This window comes from Pantoea sp. GW821-FHT03E06 (genome assembly GCF_059420725.1).
Map to the genome: position 1 here is coordinate 2,922,262 of NZ_JBWKUG010000001.1, position 18,509 is coordinate 2,940,770.

The 18,509-nt window shown below is 53.0% G+C and carries 17 protein-coding genes and 2 tRNA genes; 10 read left to right on the forward strand and 9 right to left on the reverse strand.

Annotation, left to right across the window (positions count from 1 at the left end; all coding sequences use genetic code 11):
- Positions 1 to 8: 8 nt before the first annotated feature.
- On the reverse strand, positions 9 to 461 hold the full coding sequence (locus AC07WB_RS13635) for a universal stress protein (RefSeq protein ID WP_097096534.1): 453 nt from the start codon (positions 459 to 461) through the stop codon (positions 9 to 11).
- A 7-nt stretch (positions 462 to 468) separates the two neighbouring features.
- Positions 469 to 1,254, reverse strand: a complete 786-nt coding sequence (locus AC07WB_RS13640) for an IclR family transcriptional regulator (RefSeq protein WP_097096533.1) — start codon at positions 1,252 to 1,254, stop codon at positions 469 to 471.
- Between the two features lie 151 nt (positions 1,255 to 1,405).
- Here AC07WB_RS13640 and AC07WB_RS13645 point away from each other — a divergent pair, with 151 nt between their 5' ends.
- The 3 genes from AC07WB_RS13645 (at position 1,406) to ypdK (ending at position 4,315) form a co-directional block, all read left to right on the forward strand.
- The gene (locus AC07WB_RS13645) at positions 1,406 to 3,007 is read left to right on the forward strand and encodes an MFS transporter (protein WP_494940672.1); all 1,602 of its coding nucleotides are present in this window, start codon (positions 1,406 to 1,408) and stop codon (positions 3,005 to 3,007) included.
- A 5-nt stretch (positions 3,008 to 3,012) separates the two neighbouring features.
- The gene (locus tag AC07WB_RS13650; protein WP_494940673.1) at positions 3,013 to 4,041 is read left to right on the forward strand and encodes an HlyD family secretion protein; all 1,029 of its coding nucleotides are present in this window, start codon (positions 3,013 to 3,015) and stop codon (positions 4,039 to 4,041) included.
- A gap of 202 nt (positions 4,042 to 4,243) precedes the next feature.
- Positions 4,244 to 4,315 carry a membrane protein YpdK gene (ypdK, locus tag AC07WB_RS13655; RefSeq protein WP_099686956.1) on the forward strand — a complete coding sequence of 24 codons (72 nt, stop codon included), beginning with the start codon at positions 4,244 to 4,246 and terminating at the stop codon, positions 4,313 to 4,315.
- A 41-nt stretch (positions 4,316 to 4,356) separates the two neighbouring features.
- Here the strand turns inward: ypdK and alaC are convergent, their stop codons facing one another.
- Both alaC and AC07WB_RS13665 read right to left on the reverse strand, forming a co-directional pair.
- Positions 4,357 to 5,592 carry an alanine transaminase gene (gene alaC / locus AC07WB_RS13660; RefSeq protein ID WP_097096530.1) on the reverse strand — a complete coding sequence of 412 codons (1,236 nt, stop codon included), beginning with the start codon at positions 5,590 to 5,592 and terminating at the stop codon, positions 4,357 to 4,359.
- 118 nt (positions 5,593 to 5,710) lie between these two features.
- Entirely contained in the window at positions 5,711 to 6,235 is a 525-nt protein-coding gene (locus AC07WB_RS13665; protein ID WP_097096529.1) for a GNAT family N-acetyltransferase, read from the reverse strand.
- Between the two features lie 427 nt (positions 6,236 to 6,662).
- Here AC07WB_RS13665 and AC07WB_RS13670 point away from each other — a divergent pair, with 427 nt between their 5' ends.
- The gene (locus AC07WB_RS13670) at positions 6,663 to 8,354 is read left to right on the forward strand and encodes a LytS/YhcK type 5TM receptor domain-containing protein (protein ID WP_494941073.1); all 1,692 of its coding nucleotides are present in this window, start codon (positions 6,663 to 6,665) and stop codon (positions 8,352 to 8,354) included.
- On the forward strand, positions 8,351 to 9,076 hold the full coding sequence (locus tag AC07WB_RS13675) for a LytR/AlgR family response regulator transcription factor (RefSeq protein WP_345828839.1): 726 nt from the start codon (positions 8,351 to 8,353) through the stop codon (positions 9,074 to 9,076). Before AC07WB_RS13670 ends, AC07WB_RS13675 begins: the two co-directional genes overlap by 4 nt.
- A gap of 32 nt (positions 9,077 to 9,108) precedes the next feature.
- Here the strand turns inward: AC07WB_RS13675 and glk are convergent, their stop codons facing one another.
- Both glk and AC07WB_RS13685 read right to left on the reverse strand, forming a co-directional pair.
- Positions 9,109 to 10,074: a glucokinase gene (glk, locus tag AC07WB_RS13680; protein ID WP_097096526.1), complete on the reverse strand. Its 966-nt coding sequence runs from the start codon at positions 10,072 to 10,074 to the stop codon at positions 9,109 to 9,111.
- Positions 10,075 to 10,234: 160 nt separating this feature from the next.
- Positions 10,235 to 11,887, reverse strand: a complete 1,653-nt coding sequence (locus tag AC07WB_RS13685; RefSeq protein ID WP_494940674.1) for an alpha-keto acid decarboxylase family protein — start codon at positions 11,885 to 11,887, stop codon at positions 10,235 to 10,237.
- Between the two features lie 214 nt (positions 11,888 to 12,101).
- Between AC07WB_RS13685 and mgrA the strand changes: the two genes are divergently transcribed.
- Entirely contained in the window at positions 12,102 to 13,091 is a 990-nt protein-coding gene (mgrA, locus tag AC07WB_RS13690) for an L-glyceraldehyde 3-phosphate reductase (protein WP_494940675.1), read from the forward strand.
- A 159-nt stretch (positions 13,092 to 13,250) separates the two neighbouring features.
- Positions 13,251 to 13,607, forward strand: a complete 357-nt coding sequence (locus AC07WB_RS13695; RefSeq protein WP_345828835.1) for a DUF2502 domain-containing protein — start codon at positions 13,251 to 13,253, stop codon at positions 13,605 to 13,607.
- A 45-nt stretch (positions 13,608 to 13,652) separates the two neighbouring features.
- On the opposite strand, the gene AC07WB_RS13700 is transcribed toward AC07WB_RS13695, so the two are convergent.
- Complete coding sequence (locus AC07WB_RS13700; protein WP_097096522.1) at positions 13,653 to 14,894, reverse strand: Nramp family divalent metal transporter; 1,242 nt, start codon at positions 14,892 to 14,894, stop codon at positions 13,653 to 13,655.
- A gap of 367 nt (positions 14,895 to 15,261) precedes the next feature.
- Here AC07WB_RS13700 and AC07WB_RS13705 point away from each other — a divergent pair, with 367 nt between their 5' ends.
- Positions 15,262 to 16,452 (forward strand): NupC/NupG family nucleoside CNT transporter, encoded by a 1,191-nt coding sequence (locus tag AC07WB_RS13705; protein ID WP_097096521.1) that lies wholly within the window; start codon positions 15,262 to 15,264, stop codon positions 16,450 to 16,452.
- Between the two features lie 235 nt (positions 16,453 to 16,687).
- Here the strand turns inward: AC07WB_RS13705 and AC07WB_RS13710 are convergent.
- A tRNA-Ala gene (locus AC07WB_RS13710) sits at positions 16,688 to 16,763 on the reverse strand.
- A gap of 45 nt (positions 16,764 to 16,808) precedes the next feature.
- Positions 16,809 to 16,884 (reverse strand) — tRNA-Ala (locus tag AC07WB_RS13715).
- 351 nt (positions 16,885 to 17,235) lie between these two features.
- On the opposite strand from AC07WB_RS13715, the gene AC07WB_RS13720 reads away from it, so the two are divergent.
- Together AC07WB_RS13720 and AC07WB_RS13725 are read left to right on the forward strand one after the other, a co-directional pair.
- Positions 17,236 to 18,024: a formate/nitrite transporter family protein gene (locus AC07WB_RS13720; RefSeq protein ID WP_097096520.1), complete on the forward strand. Its 789-nt coding sequence runs from the start codon at positions 17,236 to 17,238 to the stop codon at positions 18,022 to 18,024.
- Between the two features lie 111 nt (positions 18,025 to 18,135).
- Positions 18,136 to 18,489: a YfeC-like transcriptional regulator gene (locus AC07WB_RS13725; protein WP_008102134.1), complete on the forward strand. Its 354-nt coding sequence runs from the start codon at positions 18,136 to 18,138 to the stop codon at positions 18,487 to 18,489.
- Positions 18,490 to 18,509: the final 20 nt, after the last annotated feature.

Here is an 18,509-nt window from a genome sequence, read left to right on the forward strand (position 1 = left end):
GAACGGCGTTAATCCTTACGAACATCAATTAAAACCGGGCAATTGGCGCGCTCAATAACCGCCGCGCTAACCGACCCTTTCAACAGGCGGTTAAACGGCGACAGATGACGCCGTCCCATGATAATCATGCTGGCTTGCAAGAGAGACGATTGCGCAACAATGGTTTCCGCCGCTTCGCCTGCCAGAATTAACCCTTTGGCGGTGACGCCCGCTCGCAGCAAAGGGGCTAACGCATGACGCACCACCATTTCGGCGGTGTTTTGCTCATCTTTCGCCGCGACAAAATCATCAGGATCTTCACCCGCGTCAATCTCAATCGGCTGATTACATGAGGAATAAGCAGGATCGACGCAGCACAGTACTGTGACCTGAGCCTGTTGTGCCAATGCCTGTTCAATGGTCAACGCAATCACTTTCTCCGCCACCGGTGAGTTATCGATGGCCATCAGCAAGGTTTTCATCAGTTGGTTATCCTTCCACAGCGGTCATTTTGCCAATTTCACGAATCAAGGCATCTTTGCATTTGATGATTTGCTCACGATAGTGCGCTTCGTGTTTATGAAAACGCGCGCTCGGAACCAGCAGCGAAATGGAGAATCGACCAAATAGCGTGTCGATGGCAACCGCCATGGTTGAAACGCCCTCCAGCGTTTCACCGCGGTCGATCGCCAGTCCGCTGCTGCGCACTTCCGCAATCAATGCCAACAATTGTGGCAGCGTTTTCACCGTCATCTCGGTCAACTCTTTATAAGCTTCCCCCATCATCACGCGCACATCATCATCGCTTTCCAGCGCCAGCAACGCGCGGCCACCTGAAGTGCTATACAGCGGCAGATTCAAACCGATGCGCGGCACCACGCGTAGTTCACGCGATGCGACAACATAGTGCACGATGGATAACTGCGTTCCGTTAGCGCGCGAAAGCGAGACCGTTTCATTTATCTCTGATGAAAGTTGCTCGAGGAAGGGCCGTACAATATCCACCACGTCGCTGTGTACGCTGGAGATGAGTTTAAGCAACGCAGGCCCGAGGCGTAAACCGCCCGCTCCACTGCTGCGCACCAGCTGCGCACTATCCAGTGCGGCGACGATGCGCTGCACCGTGGAGCGCGGCAAATCAACCACCTGTGCGATTTCACCCAAACTCATGCCGCCAGGATGCTCACCCAGCGCATTTAAAATTTTTGCCGCACGTGCGATGACCTGAATACCACCCGCTTTTTCATCCTCACGGCTTGAGGGACGTTCAACCATTTATCTCTTCCTTTTTGGCCTGCCCTACTCTAGCGCGAATGATCGCACTTTTACACCCTGTATCACATTGCAATACAGCATATCGATATGTAATATGCCGCCTGTATCACATTGCAATACACTGCATCAACATTATAACGAGAAGCCTGCTATGAACGCCCAGCCCACTGCGGCTCCGGTGCCCCATCCATTTACCCTACGCCTGGCGCTGGGACTGGTTGGCGTGCTGATCGCCGCCCTCACTTCAGGATTGAACGATCGCGTCACCGATATCGCGTTAGCCGACATCCGCGCCGCTATCGGCATCAGCTACGACCAGGGAAGCTGGATCATTTCCGCCTACCAGGCCGCTGAAGTGGCGGCAATGATGATTGCGCCCTGGCTAGCCGTCACCTTTTCACTGCGACGCTTTGCGCTCTGCGTCTCTGCAGGCTTTATGCTCAGCGGCCTGCTGCTGCCATTAATGCCTAACGCGCCACTGTTTATTGCGCTGCGCGTGGTGCAAGGTTTGTTTGGTGGTGCGCTGCCCCCAATGCTGATGACCGTCGCGCTGCGCTTCCTGCCGCCGCCAATCAAACTTTATGGTTTAGCGGGCTATGCGCTGACCGCGACTTTTGGTCCGAATATGGCGGCCTCGCTGGCAGCGTTCTGGACCGATGAGGTCAGCTGGCTGTTTGTATTCTGGCAAGTTGTTCCCGCCATGCTCATCGCCATGCTGCTGATTGGCTGGGGCTTGCCGCAGGATCCGCTGCGCCTTGAGCGTTTCAAACAGATCGATCTTTTCGGCATGATTACCGGCTGCAGCGGCATGGCGCTGTTAATTTTGGCACTGACGCAGGGCGAGCGGCTCGACTGGCTCGAATCGCCGTTATTCTGCGCCCTATTATTCAGCGCGCTGGCGTTGCTGACTGTTTTCTTTATTAATGAATGGTTTCACCCGCTGCCGCTGTTCAAATTGCAAATGCTGGGCAGGCGCAACCTCGCGCATGGGCTGCTGGTGCTGGCAGGCGTGCTGATTCTTTCCCTGTCGGGTTCAGCGCTGCCTTCGGCCTATCTGGCGCAGGTGCAGGGTTTTCGCACGCTGCAATTTGCACCGCTGGCGTTAACCATTGGCTTACCGCAGTTGCTCATAGCGCCGTTCCTTGCCGCACTGCTGAATATTCGTTGGGTCGATTGCCGTTGGATGCTCACGGCGGGCGTCGCGCTACTGGTGACGTCCTGCTTGCTGGGCATGCACATTACCACCGACTGGGCACGCCAGAATTTCTGGCTGATTCAGATTCTGCAGGCTTTCGGTCAGCCAATGGTGATTTTACCGGTGTTGATGAGCGCCACCAGCGTGGTCGCACCGCCGGAAGGCCCTTTTGCTTCAGCGATGTTCAATACCGTGCGCGGCTTCTCCAGCATCGCGGCTGGTACGCTGGTTGAATGGTTTATCAGCCACCGCGAACAGTTTCACTCCAATGTGCTGATCAATAACGCCACCGGCCGCGCATGGCTGATGACCGTCCCTGACAGCACGCAGTCCAGCAGCAGTTTCCCCCTGCTGCCTGACGGTAGTGCCAGCAGCGCAGAAAACCTGAGCGGCTTTGCCACCTTACTGAAACACCAGGCGATGGTGCTGAGCCTGAGCGATTGCTATCAGATGCTGATTGCATTCGCCGCCCTGCTTTTACTGTTAACCGCCTGGCTGCCAAAACGCGTCTGGCCGCCACAAACGCTGATTCAACCTATAACGACGACGTCGGGATAATTGCTATGCAAGCTTTTGCTATGAAAAGAACGGTGCTGTTAAGCGCCTTGTTACTGGTGCTGTTGGCGATAGCCTTTTTTGTCTGGTCCATCATGACCGGCAACGATCGCCGCACCACCGATGCTTACGTTAATGCCGATTACACGCTGGTTGCACCGAAAGTTTCCGGCTATATCGCCAGCGTCAATGTGCAGGATAACCAGCGGGTTAAGGCTGGGGAATTGCTGGCGACGCTCGACGATCGCGATTACCGCGTGGCGCTTGAAACCGCGCAGGCCAATTTGCAGGTTAGCGAGGCGAAACGCCTGAGCAGCCAGGCGCAGCTTGAACAGCAACAATCCACTATTGAGCAGGCGAAAGCGACCGTGGCGGCAAATCAGGCTTCCGCCCAGTACGCTGGACAAAGCGCCGCACGTTACAACCAGCTGTATAAAAATGGCACCATTGCGGCAGACGACCAGCAAAAAGCCAGTTCGACACAGCGTTCGGCATCCGCCACCGTCCGTCAAAGCGAAGCCGCGTTAGCGTCTGCGATTAAGCAGGTTGGCGTGCTGCAGGCAGCCGTACGACAGGCGGAAGCGGATGTCACCGCCGCGCAGGCTAGCGTCGATCAGGCAAAGCTAAACCTTTCCTACACGCGCATTACGGCGCCAGTCGATGGCATGGTGGGTCAGCGTTCGGTGCGTCTGGGCGCCTATGTCAGCGCCGGTACGCGCTTGCTGGCCGTTGTTCCGTTACAGCAAACCTATATCACCGCCAATTATCTGGAAACGCAGTTGGCAGATGTGCAGCAAGGACAAACGGTGAAGGTTAAGATTGATGCGTTGCCGGGTAAGATTTTTACCGGTCGCGTTGATAGCATTGCACCGGCAACCGGCGCGACCTTTTCGGCGATTGCACCGGACAACGCCACCGGCAATTACACTAAAGTCGTCCAGCGTCTTCCGGTGAAAATCGTGCTGGATGCCAACCAGGCTGACCTGGCCAAACTGCGTGTTGGCATGTCGGCAATACCGGAAATTGAAGCGCGATGAAAATGTGAGCAACTTCTCAGAAGCGCGCTATTTATTTTCCGCAAAATTCCGCGTAAATTAACGCTCGATCCTGTTCTGGGCTTGCCTGGAGCGACCTGAGAAGAAAGCGTGTAGCGGTTATGAACTCCACCTTTCTCTTATTCTGTTCGGGTTACGCGGGTTTGGGATCGCCCGCTGGGTAGCCGCTCAGAGGAGTTGTTTTGTGAGATACGCTTTGATGGGAATTTCTTTCTTCCTGTTGCTTTGGGTCGGTACCTTCGTACTGATGCTGTAGAGCAGCCAGGCGGGGCGACGCGCAGTCGCCCCACTCAGCGCTTATTCCTCTTCTTCCAGTGCTTTCACCGTTCCTGGCAAAATGCCGTCGGCGCGGAACATCGCTTTAATGCCACGCACCGCCTGACGGATACGATCGCTGTTTTCAATAAGCGCAAAACGCACGTGAGTATCACCATAATCCCCAAAACCGATGCCCGGAGAGACGCACACTTTGGCTTCCTGCAGCAATAATTTAGCAAACTCCAGCGAGCCAAGATGCGCGTAGTGATCGGGGATTTTTGCCCAGACGTACATCGATGCCTTGGGCAAATCGACCATCCAGCCCGCTTCATGTAAGCCCTTCACTAACACATCGCGACGGCGTTTATACTGCTCGGCGATGTCGCGCACGCACTGCTGATCGCCTTCCAGCGCTGCAATCGCGGCCACCTGCAGTGGCGTAAACGTGCCGTAATCGTGATAGCTCTTAATACGTGCCAGCGCCGCAACCAGCTCTTTATTACCGACCATAAAGCCAATACGCCAGCCCGCCATGTTGTAGCTTTTCGACAGGGTAAAGAATTCCACAGCCACATCGCGCGCGCCTGGCACCTGCATAATCGACGGTGCTTTCCAACCATCATAGGTAATGTCGGCATAGGCGAGATCGTGGATGACCAGCACGTTGTACTGCTTCGCCAGCGCAATAACGCGCTCGAAGAAATCCAGCTCAACGCATTGTGAAGTAGGATTCGAAGGGAAGCCGAGGATCATCATTTTCGGCTTCGGATAGCTTTCACGGATCGCGCGCTCCAGCTCGTTGAAGAAATCAACGCCTGCCACCAGCGGTACAGAACGTACCTGCGCACCGGCAATCACCGCGCCGTAAATATGAATGGGATAGCTCGGGTTCGGCACCAGCACGGTGTCGCCGTGATCGAGTGTGGCCAGCATTAAGTGTGCCAGGCCCTCTTTGGAACCGATGGTGACAATCGCTTCTGATTCCGGATCGATTTCAACCTGATAGCGATCGGCGTACCAGCGCGAAATTGCGCGACGTAAACGCGGAATACCTTTCGAGGTTGAATAACCGTGCGTGTCTTCTCGCTGCGCCACCTGGCAAAGTTTTTCGACGATATGCGGCGGCGTTGGGCCATCTGGATTACCCATCGAAAAATCGATGATGTCTTCACCGCGCCGACGCGCAGCCATCTTCAATTCAGCGGTAATGTTAAAAACATACGGGGGAAGGCGTTCAATACGCGAGAAACGACGGGGTGTGCTGTTATCAGCCATGATGTCCTCTGGATTACGTAAGCGCCCGGACCGTCCGAGCGACGTGGGTCATTGTGTTGACCGCACCAAGAACATAACGCGCTGATAACAAGATTGTCGAGAGCAGAATAAAATAATTTTAATTATTTGGATTGAGGCGGCCAAACACCCAATCGCTTACCCATTGGCCGTTTAGCAGATAATTATCCCGTAACGTTCCCTCCAGGGCGAAACCATTCTTCTCGAGAATGCGTCGCGACGGCCAATTCCCCTCAATGACCATCGCTTTCAGCTTATGAAATTCTGCCTGGAGCAGAAAGGTACAGAGGGCATCCAGCGCCTCGCTGCCAAAACCGAGACCGGTAAACCGATCGCGCAGCATATAGCCCACTTCGGCCTGCCGATAGGGATGCCACTCCGCGCTACAGCCAAACAGGCCAATGGGTTCGTCCGTTTCTCTGATTCGTGCTACCAGACACAGCATGTGGAAACTACTCGCCTGCCACGGCGCAAGTCGCTCGTTAAAGCGCTGACGAATATCGTTTTCATCAGGAATTTCACTCACCCAGGTCATGGTTGCGGCATCCTCATGCACCGCTTTGAAAATCTGCCAGTCTTCCGGTTGCAGCCGACTAAGGGATAAACGTGGGGTGAGTAATTGCATGGCTGAGCTCCGCTTTTTTGCATACGGCAACATAGCAAACCGACCTGCTGACAACCAGCGATCGGCGCACGGTTTCGCTAATCCTCTTTTTACTACTCAACTTTTCCTCTTTTTACCGGGATTGCCTGGTCGCCATGAATGGCGTAATGCTCGTCAGTTAAGCGTGAATCGGTCACCATGAATGGTGACCCTACGTGAATATCGCCGGGTTTTCGTAGGGTGCGCATTCATGCGCACCTGCATAAACAGGCATTTTTTTGCTTAAGTGAGCGGCATTACGCCATGAATGGCGACCGAAGCGGCATAAATTGATCCTGGCTACGAGAAAGGTCTGTAGATTGTCGTGGTGCTGGCGGATCGCGATCACATTTTTTATCATACCTTTTTCTTTCCTGCCTGAGAGATGCCCTTGCTTTCCCACTTCGACATGCTGCTGGCGGTGTTTGACCGTGCGGCGCTGATGCTGATTTGCCTGTTCTTCCTCACGCGCACACGTGTGTTTCGTCAACTGCTGCAAAAAGATGAGCATTCAGTGCGTGAAAAGGTGGTAGTAACGGCCATTTTCTCGCTGTTCGCGCTGTTCAGCACCTGGTCCGGCATTAATGTCGACGGCTCGCTGCTTAATGTACGCGTGATTGCGGTGATGTCCGGCGGCATCCTATTTGGTCCCTGGGTGGGCATCGCCACCGGCTTAATTGCCGGCGTCCATCGCTATCTGATTGATATGGATGGCATTACAGCCATACCCTGTTTGATCACCAGCATTATTGCTGGAGTGGCTTCAGGCATGATCAATCAGCGCGTTAGTAAAGAGCAACGCTGGCGTGCCGGGATTATCGGCGGCATGCTGTGTGAAAGTTTGACCATGCTGCTAATTGTACTGTGGGCCAAGCCCATGGCGCTGGGTCTTACCATTGTTTATGAAATTGCTATGCCGATGATCCTCGGCGCATCAAGTATTGGTTTGATTGTGCTGCTGGTACAAAGCGTCGAAGGTGAAAGAGAGGCGATTGCTGCACGTCAGGCTAAGCTGGCATTGGAAATCGCCAACAAAACACTGCCGCTGTTCCGTCAGGTTGATAGCCAGTCGATGCATAAAGTATGCGATATCATTCGTACCGACATTCATGCCGATGCGGTCGCCATCACCGATAACAAACAGATTTTAGCCTACGTTGGCTACGGCGAGCAGAACTATCACAACGGTGACGATGCGATTAGCCCCACCACCGCGCAGGCGATCTCCAGCGGCAAAATCATCATTAAGAATAACGATGAGGCGCACCGTACCAAAGATATTCACTCGATGCTGGTTATTCCCCTTTGGGAAAAAGGGGAAGTGACCGGGACCTTAAAAATCTATTATCGTCGCGCACATCGCATCACCGGTTCGTTAAAAGAGATGGCGATTGGGCTTTCGCAAATTATCTCAACGCAGCTGGAAGTGTCACGCGCTGAGCAGCTACGCGAGATGGCAAACAAGGCTGAATTACGCGCGTTGCAAAGTAAAATTAACCCGCATTTCCTGTTTAACGCTCTCAACGCTATCTCATCCTCGATTCGCCTCAATCCAGATACGGCGCGCCAGCTGGTGATTAATTTGTCACGTTATTTACGCTACAACCTCGAACTCAACGATGATGAACTTATCGATATCAAGAAAGAGCTGTGGCAGGTAAAGGATTATATCGCCATTGAACAGGCGCGCTTCGGCGATAAGTTGACGATGATTTATGACGTGGATGAGGATCTCCATTTCACGCTGCCAAGCCTGCTAATTCAGCCACTGGTGGAGAATGCCATCGTGCACGGTATTCAGCCTTGTCGCGGCAAGGGCGTAGTAACGCTGAGCGTGAAAGATTTGGGCGACCAGGTCCGCGTGGCGGTGCGCGATACGGGCGCAGGGATCAGTGATGATGTGATGAACCGCGTGGCACGTAATGAGATGCCCGGCAACAAAATTGGCCTGTTAAATGTCCATCATCGGGTGAAATTACTCTCCGGACAGGGTTTGAGCATTAGTCGCCATAATCCCGGGACAGAAATCGCCTTTACCCTGAGCAAAAATGGTCAGCTGCTCCCTGCTCCGTTACGTCATACCATGGAAACCTCTGCGTGAAAGCCATCATCGTTGAAGACGAGTTTCTCGCCCAGCAGGAGTTGAGCTGGATGATTCAGCAGCACAGTAACATCAGCGTTGAAGCCTGCTTTGATGATGGGCTCGAAGTGCTGAAGTACCTGCAAAATCATCGGGTAGATGTCATTTTCCTCGACATCAATATTCCGTCGCTCGATGGCATGCTGCTGGCGCAAAACATCAATCAGTTTGCCCATAAGCCGCTGATTGTGTTTATCACTGCATGGAAAGAACATGCGGTAGAAGCGTTTGAGCTGGACGCCTTTGACTACATTCTTAAGCCGTATCACGAATCACGTATCGTGACGATGCTGAGTAAGCTTGAAGCCAGCGTACAGCAGCAATCTCAGCCTAATAACCCCTCGGCCAGCACCCCGCAAACCGTCAATCTGATCAAAGATGAGCGCATTATCGTCACCGATATCAACGAGATCTACTATGTTGAGGCTCACGAGAAGCTAACGTTTGTTTATACGCGGCGCGAGGCTTATGTGATGTCGATGGTGATCAGTGAATTCTGTAGCCGTTTGCCTGAGCAGCAGTTCTTCCGCTGCCACCGCTCTTATTGCGTTAATCTCAGCAAAATACGCGAGATCGAACCCTGGTTTAACAATACTTATTTGGTGAAGTTACGTGATTTGGATGCGCAGGTGCCGGTGAGTCGCAGCAAGGTGAAAGCCTTTCGGCAGTTGATGAGGTTATAAGGCGAACGGCAGACGCCGCTCGCCCCAACGAATTACAGCTCGCGACCCAGCACCTGACGCAGATGCGCCCCGGCACCCAGCAAGCCCGGCTGATCGTGAGTGATCATATATACCGGAATATCGACCAGATAATCGCGGAAACGGCCTTTATCTTCAAACGCTGCACGGAAGCCGGAAGCTTTGAAGAAATCGAGGAAGCGCGGCACGATACCGCCGGCAATATAGACGCCGCCAAAGGTGCCAAGGTTCAACGCCAGGTTACCGCCAAAGCGGCCCATGATGACGCAGAACAGCGACAGCGCGCGACGGCAATCGATGCACGTATCTTTCAACGCACGCTCGGTCACATCTTTTGGTTTAAGATTTTCGGGTTCGCGCTCATCAGACTTGACGATGGCACGGTACAGATTGACCAATCCCGCACCGGAAAGCACGCGTTCAGCCGAAACATGGCCAATTTCCGCGCGTAACACCTCAAGAATGTCACTCTCTTCTTCACTGTTTGGCGCGAAGTCGACGTGACCGCCCTCGCCCGGCAAACTGATCCAACGTTTATCTACATGAACCAGATGACTCACGCCGAGGCCGGTGCCTGCACCATAGATGGCGATAGGTTTACCTTCAACCGGCGTCTTGCCACCAAACTGAATCACTTCCTTTTCGCTCAGCATTGGAATCGCCATTGATACCGCAGTGAAATCATTGATGATTTCCAGGCTTTCCAGCGCCAGATTCTGCTTCATTACTTTGGTCGAAAACGCCCAATCGTGATTGGTCATTTCCACCCAATCGCCGGTGATCGGACAGGCAATGGCGATGCAGGCATGTTTGATGTCCTGCTTTTGCTCGTCGAGATAATGACGGATCACCGCTTCGAGATTGTCGTAGTCTGATGTTGAAAAGGTTTCGGCTTGCGAAATTGTGCCAGTTTCCACCTCACACAATGCGAGGCGGGCATTGGTGCCGCCCACATCGCCGACCAGGGCGTATGTTGTCATTCTTCTGCTGCTCCGCTTGGGTCATAAACAATTGCAGGACACTATAAAAGCCTGCCAATAAAACAACAACGCCCACCTGCACGATGGGCGTAATCCATTCAACGATGCTGCACAGCCTACCGATCCCCTGCCTCACTGCACAGCGGCAACTTTCCGAATTTTAGCGGCTATTGCGCTGGTGCAACGCGGCGGTCACCTTACGCAGCAGCGGCGGTAAGTCCTGTTTATCCATCACCACTTCTACCAGCGACAGGCGGCGATTAAGCATTAATTGCGCCATCACCGCCTCAAGTTGAGCCGTTTCGCTGACGCGCCAGCTCTGCGCCGCGCACTGTACACTCATTGCGTGGGGCAATGCGGTCCAGTTCCACTGGGCGATGTCGTTGTAACGCTGTTCGGCGCCGTGAATTGCTCGCTCAACCGTATAGCCATCATTATTCAGGAGGAAGATGATCGGTTGTTGACCATCGCGCTGCATCGAGCCCAATTCCTGAATCGTCAACTGCGCTGAGCCATCCCCGATAATCAGAATCACACGACGATCGGGCTGTGCGGTTTGCGCACCAAAGGTGGCAGGTAAAGTATAGCCAATCGACCCCCATAACGGCTGCACCAACAATTGCGCATCTACCGGTAAGCGCAGCGCCGCGGCACCAAATGCGGCAGTACCTTGATCGGCAAGGATAATATCACCCGGCAGCAGAAAGCGCTGCATCGCCTGCCAGAAAGCGTTCTGACTGATTAGCGCCGCATCGATTTGCTCATTTTCTTCACACTGCATACCCTCTGCGAGTCGCCAGTGCGCGCAGTGTCGCTGATAAATCGGCACTAATGCAGCCAGCGCCTGTGCCATCGTTAGCGGCGCAAACACCTCGCCAGCGACCTTGGCCTGAAACGGCTGCAGATCGATGACGCGTTCGGCAGGCAGATTTTGTGTGAAGCCGGCGGTTAAGGTGTCGGTAAAACGCACGCCGACGCACAGCGTTACGTCGGTGTCCTCAATCGCCTGACGTACGTGGTCGCTGCTGCCTTCTGCTGCGTAAGTGCCAACGTAGCCTGGCTGCTGCTCATTCAGCACGCCTTTGCCCATTAATAAGGTGGCCGCCGGAATCGCGCGCAGCTGCCGCAGCGTTTCGAGCTGTGGCTGCAGCTGCCAGCGCGAGGCGAGGAAATCCGCCAGCAGCGCGACCCGCTGCGCCGGTGCCAGCAAGCGTTCTGCCGCATCGGCAAACGCGGCGGCCACCTGCTGCTGCTGGTCAGAAACGACGTTTATTGCGCTGGGCATCACAACATCGCTTGCTGCCACATCCACCGCCAGTAACAAGTAGCCCGGACGATGCTGCTCTAGCGCCTCGGCGATCACCCGATCAATCTCGGCCACCGCATTTTCCGCCGTTAACACCGCAGAGGCGACGCTCACTTCCTGCGCCATGCGGAGAAAATGGCCAAAATCGCCGTCACCGAGTGAATGATGCACGCAATCCCCTTGCTGCTGCGCCTGACTCGCTGGCGCGCCAACGATATGAATCACCGGCACATATTCGGCGTAGCTGCCAGCAATACCGTTGATAGCACTTAATTCGCCGACGCCAAAGGTCGTCAGCAGCGCCGCTGCGCCGTTGCAGCGACCGTAGCCATCTGCCGCATAGGCCGCATTGAGTTCATTCGCACAACCTACCCAGGTAATTTCCGGGTGCGCAATCACGCTATCGAGAAATTGCAGGTTGTAATCACCCGGCACGCCGAACAAATGACGAATGCCGGATTGCTGTAAACGGTGCAGTAAATAATCGCCAACATTGAAGGTTTTCATCGACAGCTCCTTGTTAAGGGGATGATCAGGAGTATTAGCGATGTGGCTGAATTGGCGAGGTTTTCACCATCGCGATGCGGGGATTTGTGGCAAGCATTCGTTACGACGACAGATAATTCTGTAAATTGCGATCTTCGGCGCGTTTCACCTAAGTGTAAACGCATACACTGCTATGCTGATGTCACTTTCTCCCCTATTGAGACAGGAACGCTGCATGACTGCTTTTCCCCATCCTGAACGTTATCAACAGATGCAATATCGTCGCAGTGGCCGTAGCGGCCTGAAGTTACCGGCTATTTCGCTGGGGCTATGGCACAACTTTGGCGACAGTACCCGCGTCGATAATAGCCGTGAACTGTTGCGACACGCCTTTGATCGCGGCATTACTCATTTCGATCTGGCCAACAATTACGGCCCGCCTCCGGGATCGGCAGAATCTAACTTCGGTCGCATTCTGCGCGAGGATTTTCAAGGGCTACGCGATGAGTTGGTGATCTCGACGAAAGCGGGTTACACCATGTGGGATGGCCCTTATGGCGATTGGGGTTCACGCAAATATTTGATTTCCAGTCTCGATCAGAGCCTTAAACGTATGGGGCTGGAGTATGTGGATATTTTCTATCATCACCGTCCCGATCCCGAAACCCCGCTGGAAGAAACCATGCGCGCGCTCGATCAGGTGGTGCGTCAGGGCAAAGCGCTGTACGCCGCCATATCGAACTATCCAGCGGACAAAGCCGCTGAAGCAATTGCGATTCTGCGCGATCTCGGTACGCCATGCCTGATTCATCAGCCGCGTTATTCCCTGTTTGAGCGCACGCCGGAACAGGGTTTGCTGGATGTGCTAGGCGATAACGGCGTTGGCTGCATTGCCTTCTCACCGCTGGCGGGTGGCGTATTAACTGACCGCTATTTGCAGGGTATTCCAGAAGATTCGCGTATCGCGAGCGGCAGTAAGTTCCTGAGTGAAAGCCAATTGACACAAGAGAAGATGGAAAAAGTGCGTCAGTTGCAGGCCATTGCTCAGCAGCGTGGCCAAAAGCTGGCGCAAACGGCATTAAGCTGGGTATTGCGCGATGCGCGGGTGACCTCGGTGCTAATCGGTGCCAGCAAAACCGCGCAAATTGATGATGCCGTGGAGATGTTAAGTCAGCCAGCGCTGAGCTCGGATGAAATTAAAGCTATCGATAATATCTTAGTGTAAACGCTTACTCGCCCGGCTTTTGCCGGGTGTTTTCTGTAGCAGAAAATTCTCCAAAGATGTACCGCCACGTTTTTTCGGATTGATTCTCAAGGTATGGCTGGTCCGATGTGGCAAAATAGCGCAACGGTAGCAGTAATAAGCCGCCGAAAAGGAGAATTTATGAAACGTGCCATTTTATTTGCCGCCTTGCTGGCATCTCTATCCCCGCTGGCGTCGCACACAGCAGAAGCCAATAGTGCCACCATCAATTTAGCTCCGGGTGTTACGCTACATCTCGGCGATCGCGACCGACATGGCAATTACTGGGACGGCGGTCGCTGGCGCGAACCGCGCTGGTGGAACGACCGTTATCAGTACAACGATCATCGCTGGTGGCGTCATGAAGAGTGGAAACGTCACCGCGCTTATGAACGTGAGCGCGAACGTCGCTGGCATGAACGCGAACGTCGTGAACACTGGCGTCACGATCATCGCCATGACGATCGCCGTGGCCATCACGATCATCACCATCATTAAAAGAAAAATCCCGCTTAATTGCGGGATTTTTCTTTTATCTGCGTCTTACCAGCCGAGCGCCTCACCCACTAACAAGTAAAGATTTAGTGCGATCACCAACACCACAATCAGCCGCCCGGCATTCTGCATCAGGCGCGAGTTAACCATTGCGTCGCCCATTAACTCCCGATTTCCGGTGAATGACAGCAGCGGAATCAGCGCCAGCGCGATACCAAAACTCAGCAATACCTGGCTCATCACCAGAATACGCGTAGGATCCCATCCCGCCCAAATCACAATAAATGAGGGCAGCATGGTGATAGTACGACGGAACCACAATGGAATGTGGAAGCGGATAAAGCCCTGCATCACCACTTGTCCCGCCAGCGTACCGACCACGGTAGATGAAAGACCGGCAGCGACCAGGCTCAGGCCGAAGACAATAGCCGCAGCCTGACCAAGCAGCGGCTGCAGCGTGAGATATGCCTGGTCGAGATCGACAATGCTCGAATGGCCGCTGAAGTGAAACGCTGCTGCGGCCGTCGCCATCATCGCCAGATTAACAAAGCCCGCAATGGTCATCGCGATCGCCACATCCAGCTTAGTGGAGGAGTAGCGTTCCGCTTTACTGCCTTTATTACCGTGCTGCGTCAGCGCCGAGTGCAGATAAATCACGTGCGGCATAATAGTGGCGCCCAATACCCCAGCGGCAAGGAAAACCGCATCTGAAGTCGGTAACGTGGGTAATGCCATCCCAACAACTAACTCGCTGACCTTGGGCTGGGAGAAAAACAGCTCAACAATATAGGCGGCCGCCACAAACAGTAATAGACCGCCAATCACCAGTTCCAGCGGCTTTTGGCCACGACTCTGCAGCATCAAAATCAGATAAGTAGCAATTCCGGTTAATACCGCGCCTTGCAGAAGCGATATCCCTAATAACAGTTTGAAACCGAGCGCTGCACCGATGAATTCCGCGAGATCGGTTGCCATTGCGATGATCTCCGCCTGCACCCAATAGAACCACACCGCCGGGCGCGGGAAGCGATCGCGAATGTGTTCAGCCAGATTTTTGCCGGTGGCAATCCCCAGCTTGGCAGACATGAGCTGAATCAACATCGCCATGACATTAGCCCACACCACCACCCATAACAGCTTATAGCCGTAAGCGGCGCCGGCCTGAATATTGGTTGCGAAGTTACCGGGATCGATATAACCAATGGCCGCGATAAACGCGGGACCCAGCAGGGCGAGCTTGATCTTTCTGGCTCCGCGAGCGGCGCGCTCTACGGTGCGGCTTTCTAACATAGTTTGACCCTGTCTTAATGCATGTGACCCGAGCAGCTTAAGCGGTCAGCAAGGCAAGTGAAATTTGATTATAGTTATTGTATTAATAGATAGTGCTATGAAGTATAGCCATTGCTATACCTTTAGGTAAAGCGTGTTCTCGTCAAAAAAGTGGCAACGGAATTGACTCTACTCCTGGGTCATTTTATAGACAATGTTTTTGTGGATATTTCTTGTGAATGATTTGTAACCGGGTTGTGAGCGATGAGACTTATCTGAGAAATAACGCGATAGCGATTACTTATAATGTGGTTTTGATCTCGTTTTTAAGTAACGCGTTACATAGAATACGCAGCAAAATACAACCCTCCTCAAATTTGGAGCCGACATGTCCCATGTTTTGCATTTTATTTTAGCACTAGTGGTGGTAGCCGTGCTGGCCTTGCTGGTCAGTCACGATCGTAAAAGCATTCGCGTTCGCTACATCGTTCAACTTTTAGTGATCGAAGTGCTGCTGGCCTGGTTCTTCCTTAACTCATCCGTTGGCCTCGGCTTTGTACAAGGCTTCGCGGGTGTGTTTGATCATCTGCTTAAATATGCGGCCGAAGGCACCAACTTTGTATTCGGCAACATGAATGAGAAAGGCCTCGCCTTCTTCTTCCTGAATGTTCTCTGCCCAATTGTCTTCATCTCAGCGTTGATCGGTATTTTGCAACATTTCCGTATATTGCCATGGGTCATTCGCGGCATTGGTACCGTGCTGTCAAAGGTCAACGGTATGGGCAAACTGGAATCCTTTAACGCCGTAAGCTCTCTGATTTTGGGACAGTCAGAAAACTTCATCGCCTATAAGGATATCCTCGGCAAAATGTCACAGCGCCGCATGTACACCATGGCAGCGACCGCGATGTCGACCGTTTCCATGTCGATTGTCGGCGCGTACATGACCATGCTGCAGCCGAAATATGTGGTAGCTGCGCTGGTTCTGAACATGTTCAGCACCTTTATTGTCTTGTCGCTTATCAACCCATACCGCGTGGATAGCGAAGAAGATCTGCAGTTGCAGGATCTGCATAAGGGTCAAAGCTTCTTCGAAATGCTGGGCGAATATATCCTCGCCGGTTTCAAAGTTGCGATTATTGTGGCCGCAATGCTGATTGGTTTCATCGCGCTGATTTCCGGCCTGAACGCACTGTTCGATTTGATCTTCGGTATCAGCTTCCAGGGCGTGTTGGGCTATGTGTTCTATCCATTCGCCTGGGTGATGGGTGTGCCTTCGCACGAAGCGCTGCAGGTTGGCAGCATCATGGCAACGAAACTGGTTTCCAACGAATTCGTGGCGATGATGGACCTGCAGAAAATCGCCGGTCAACTCTCGCCGCATGCGGAAGGTATCTTGTCAGTGTTCCTCGTTTCCTTTGCTAACTTCTCCTCAATCGGGATTGTGGCGGGTGCGATTAAAGGTTTGCACGAAGAGCAAGGTAATGTGGTTTCACGCTTCGGCCTGAAACTGCTGTACGGCTCAACGCTGGTGAGCGTGCTGTCTGCAGCCATTGCCGGTCTGGTGTTGGCCTTCTGATCGTCAGGGCGGGCTTCGGCTCGCCCTTCTCATCTTAATTGTTCAATCGGTTCTATCCCGCATCGTCCCTGCTTTCCCCTGCAATCACCCGCCTCATCGCTGAAGGTAAAACCTTTGTATGACAATGAATTTGCGCTGTTACAGCCTGCGCATTTGAGAAACGACAAAACCGCACAATAGATTGTGCTGCTCTAGATTGCTGGTTTTTTGAATGTGTTCAGAACGAACAGAGATTTGGTGGAGATAAGCGGGATCGAACCGCTGACCTCTTGCATGCCATGCAAGCGCTCTCCCAGCTGAGCTATACCCCCACATCTGGAAATCATTTTTCGGTCAAACCGTTGGGAAGGTTTGTTTGGTGGAGATAAGCGGGATCGAACCGCTGACCTCTTGCATGCCATGCAAGCGCTCTCCCAGCTGAGCTATACCCCCGAACCGAAAAACTGCCGAGTAAACTCGACGGACGGCATAATATGAAACCGCCTCTTGAGTGTCAACGTCAAATTCTCGTTCTGTGTTCGATCGCTGAAAAAGGCGTCAACCCCACGCTATCATAGCCTTTTTTCAGGGTGCGCCGCCTTTCTGAGCCCGCTCCCACTCTTCTATTTGGCAACGACCTGGCATTACATCGTTAAACTTTAGTTAAAGATGTTAGGAACAGTCTTGTTTTCGTTAATGGTGCGTGTGAAACTTAGCGCGCTAATTAACCGGTCATCCTTCCAGGGTCTTTCTCTTTATGACCGGCCAGCAATATCCCTTTGTTCAATAAAAGAAAAGTGAATTATGTCGCTGCATACCCCAAAAGAGATCGCCCAACTGGCGATTCAAGCTGGCGTAGCTAAAAGCCGCCTGCCTATCTCCACCTTGTTAATTCTTGGCTTTATGGCCGGAGCATTTATCGCCACCGGTTTTCTGCTCGACCTGCATGTTATTAATCAACTCCCGGCAGAATGGGGCTCATTCGGCGTATTGCTGGGTGCCGCCGTATTCCCGGTCGGTTTGATTATGACAGTGTTGGCCGGAGGCGAACTGCTCACCGGAAATATGATGACCCTGCCGATTGCCTGGTTCGCGCGCCGAATCAGTGGCTTTAGCGTGCTACGTAACTGGTTTTGGGTAACCATTGCTAATTTCATCGGCAGCGTAGCGGTCGCCTGGTTTTTTGGTCACATGCTGGGGATGACTGAGGGTGATTACCTGAAGAAAACCGTGGCAATTGCCCACGCCAAAGTGAATGCCGATTTCCTGCATGCCTTCATCTCCGGCATTGGCTGCAACTGGCTGGTGTGTCTGGCCGTTTGGCTCGCCTTCGCCAGCAAAGACGTGGTGGGTAAGATCTTTGGCATGTGGTTCCCGGTGATGGCTTTCGTGGCGATTGGCTTCCAGCACGTTGTCGCTAACATGTTTATTGTGCCGGCCGCAATTTTCGCAGGCCAACTGAGCTGGGCTGAATTTGCGCCAAACGTTATTGCCGTATTTCTTGGTAACGGTGTTGGCGGCGCAGTATTTGTTGGTCTCACCTATTTCATCGCTTTCCGTCCAGAAAGCGCCGCGGTTAGCGAAGCGCAATAATAGAAATATGCCTTTTGTTGTAGAGCAGAAGGCATTTTCTGCCTAGGTTACTTCTCCCCGTTACGTTTTGTTGTAATATGTATAGCTAATGTATTTAACAGGGACAGCATCGTGAAAAAGGAATGGCTTACCCCCGAGGAGCTCGCGCTGGAAACGGGCTACAGTCGGCAAACGGTGAATAAATGGATCAAGCGTGAAAACTGGACAACCACGCCGAAACCCGGTGTTCAGGGTGGTAAAGCGCGATTGATTCATATTGATGAACGCGTAAAAAGCTTTGTTCAATCTACCCGCCACGCGAACGAACCGGCGGCTAATTACGGTGCACAACAAAATACGTTACCTGCGTTATTAATAAATTCTGTCCAGCAAATGACAGCGGCGGAGCAGGAACAATTTGCGGCGTTGTTATTACGGGAAGGGATTCGCGGCGTACTGGAAAGGCTGGGAATTCAGGAAGAATAAAAAAGCCGGAAGCACATGCT

Coding starts and splice junctions, on each gene's coding strand:
- AC07WB_RS13685 (WP_494940674.1), bottom strand. CDS start 11,887: ATGAAAACCTTCAATGTTGGCGATTATTTACTGCACCGTTTACAGCAA.
- AC07WB_RS13635 (WP_097096534.1), bottom strand. CDS start 461: ATGAAAACCTTGCTGATGGCCATCGATAACTCACCGGTGGCGGAGAAA.
- AC07WB_RS13665 (WP_097096529.1), bottom strand. CDS start 6,235: ATGCAATTACTCACCCCACGTTTATCCCTTAGTCGGCTGCAACCGGAA.
- glk (WP_097096526.1), bottom strand. CDS start 10,074: ATGACAACATACGCCCTGGTCGGCGATGTGGGCGGCACCAATGCCCGC.
- AC07WB_RS13650 (WP_494940673.1), top strand. CDS start 3,013: ATGCAAGCTTTTGCTATGAAAAGAACGGTGCTGTTAAGCGCCTTGTTA.
- AC07WB_RS13695 (WP_345828835.1), top strand. CDS start 13,251: ATGAAACGTGCCATTTTATTTGCCGCCTTGCTGGCATCTCTATCCCCG.
- AC07WB_RS13705 (WP_097096521.1), top strand. CDS start 15,262: ATGTCCCATGTTTTGCATTTTATTTTAGCACTAGTGGTGGTAGCCGTG.
- AC07WB_RS13645 (WP_494940672.1), top strand. CDS start 1,406: ATGAACGCCCAGCCCACTGCGGCTCCGGTGCCCCATCCATTTACCCTA.
- AC07WB_RS13720 (WP_097096520.1), top strand. CDS start 17,236: ATGTCGCTGCATACCCCAAAAGAGATCGCCCAACTGGCGATTCAAGCT.
- AC07WB_RS13700 (WP_097096522.1), bottom strand. CDS start 14,894: ATGTTAGAAAGCCGCACCGTAGAGCGCGCCGCTCGCGGAGCCAGAAAG.
- mgrA (WP_494940675.1), top strand. CDS start 12,102: ATGACTGCTTTTCCCCATCCTGAACGTTATCAACAGATGCAATATCGT.
- AC07WB_RS13640 (WP_097096533.1), bottom strand. CDS start 1,254: ATGGTTGAACGTCCCTCAAGCCGTGAGGATGAAAAAGCGGGTGGTATT.
- alaC (WP_097096530.1), bottom strand. CDS start 5,592: ATGGCTGATAACAGCACACCCCGTCGTTTCTCGCGTATTGAACGCCTT.
- AC07WB_RS13670 (WP_494941073.1), top strand. CDS start 6,663: ATGCTGCTGGCGGTGTTTGACCGTGCGGCGCTGATGCTGATTTGCCTG.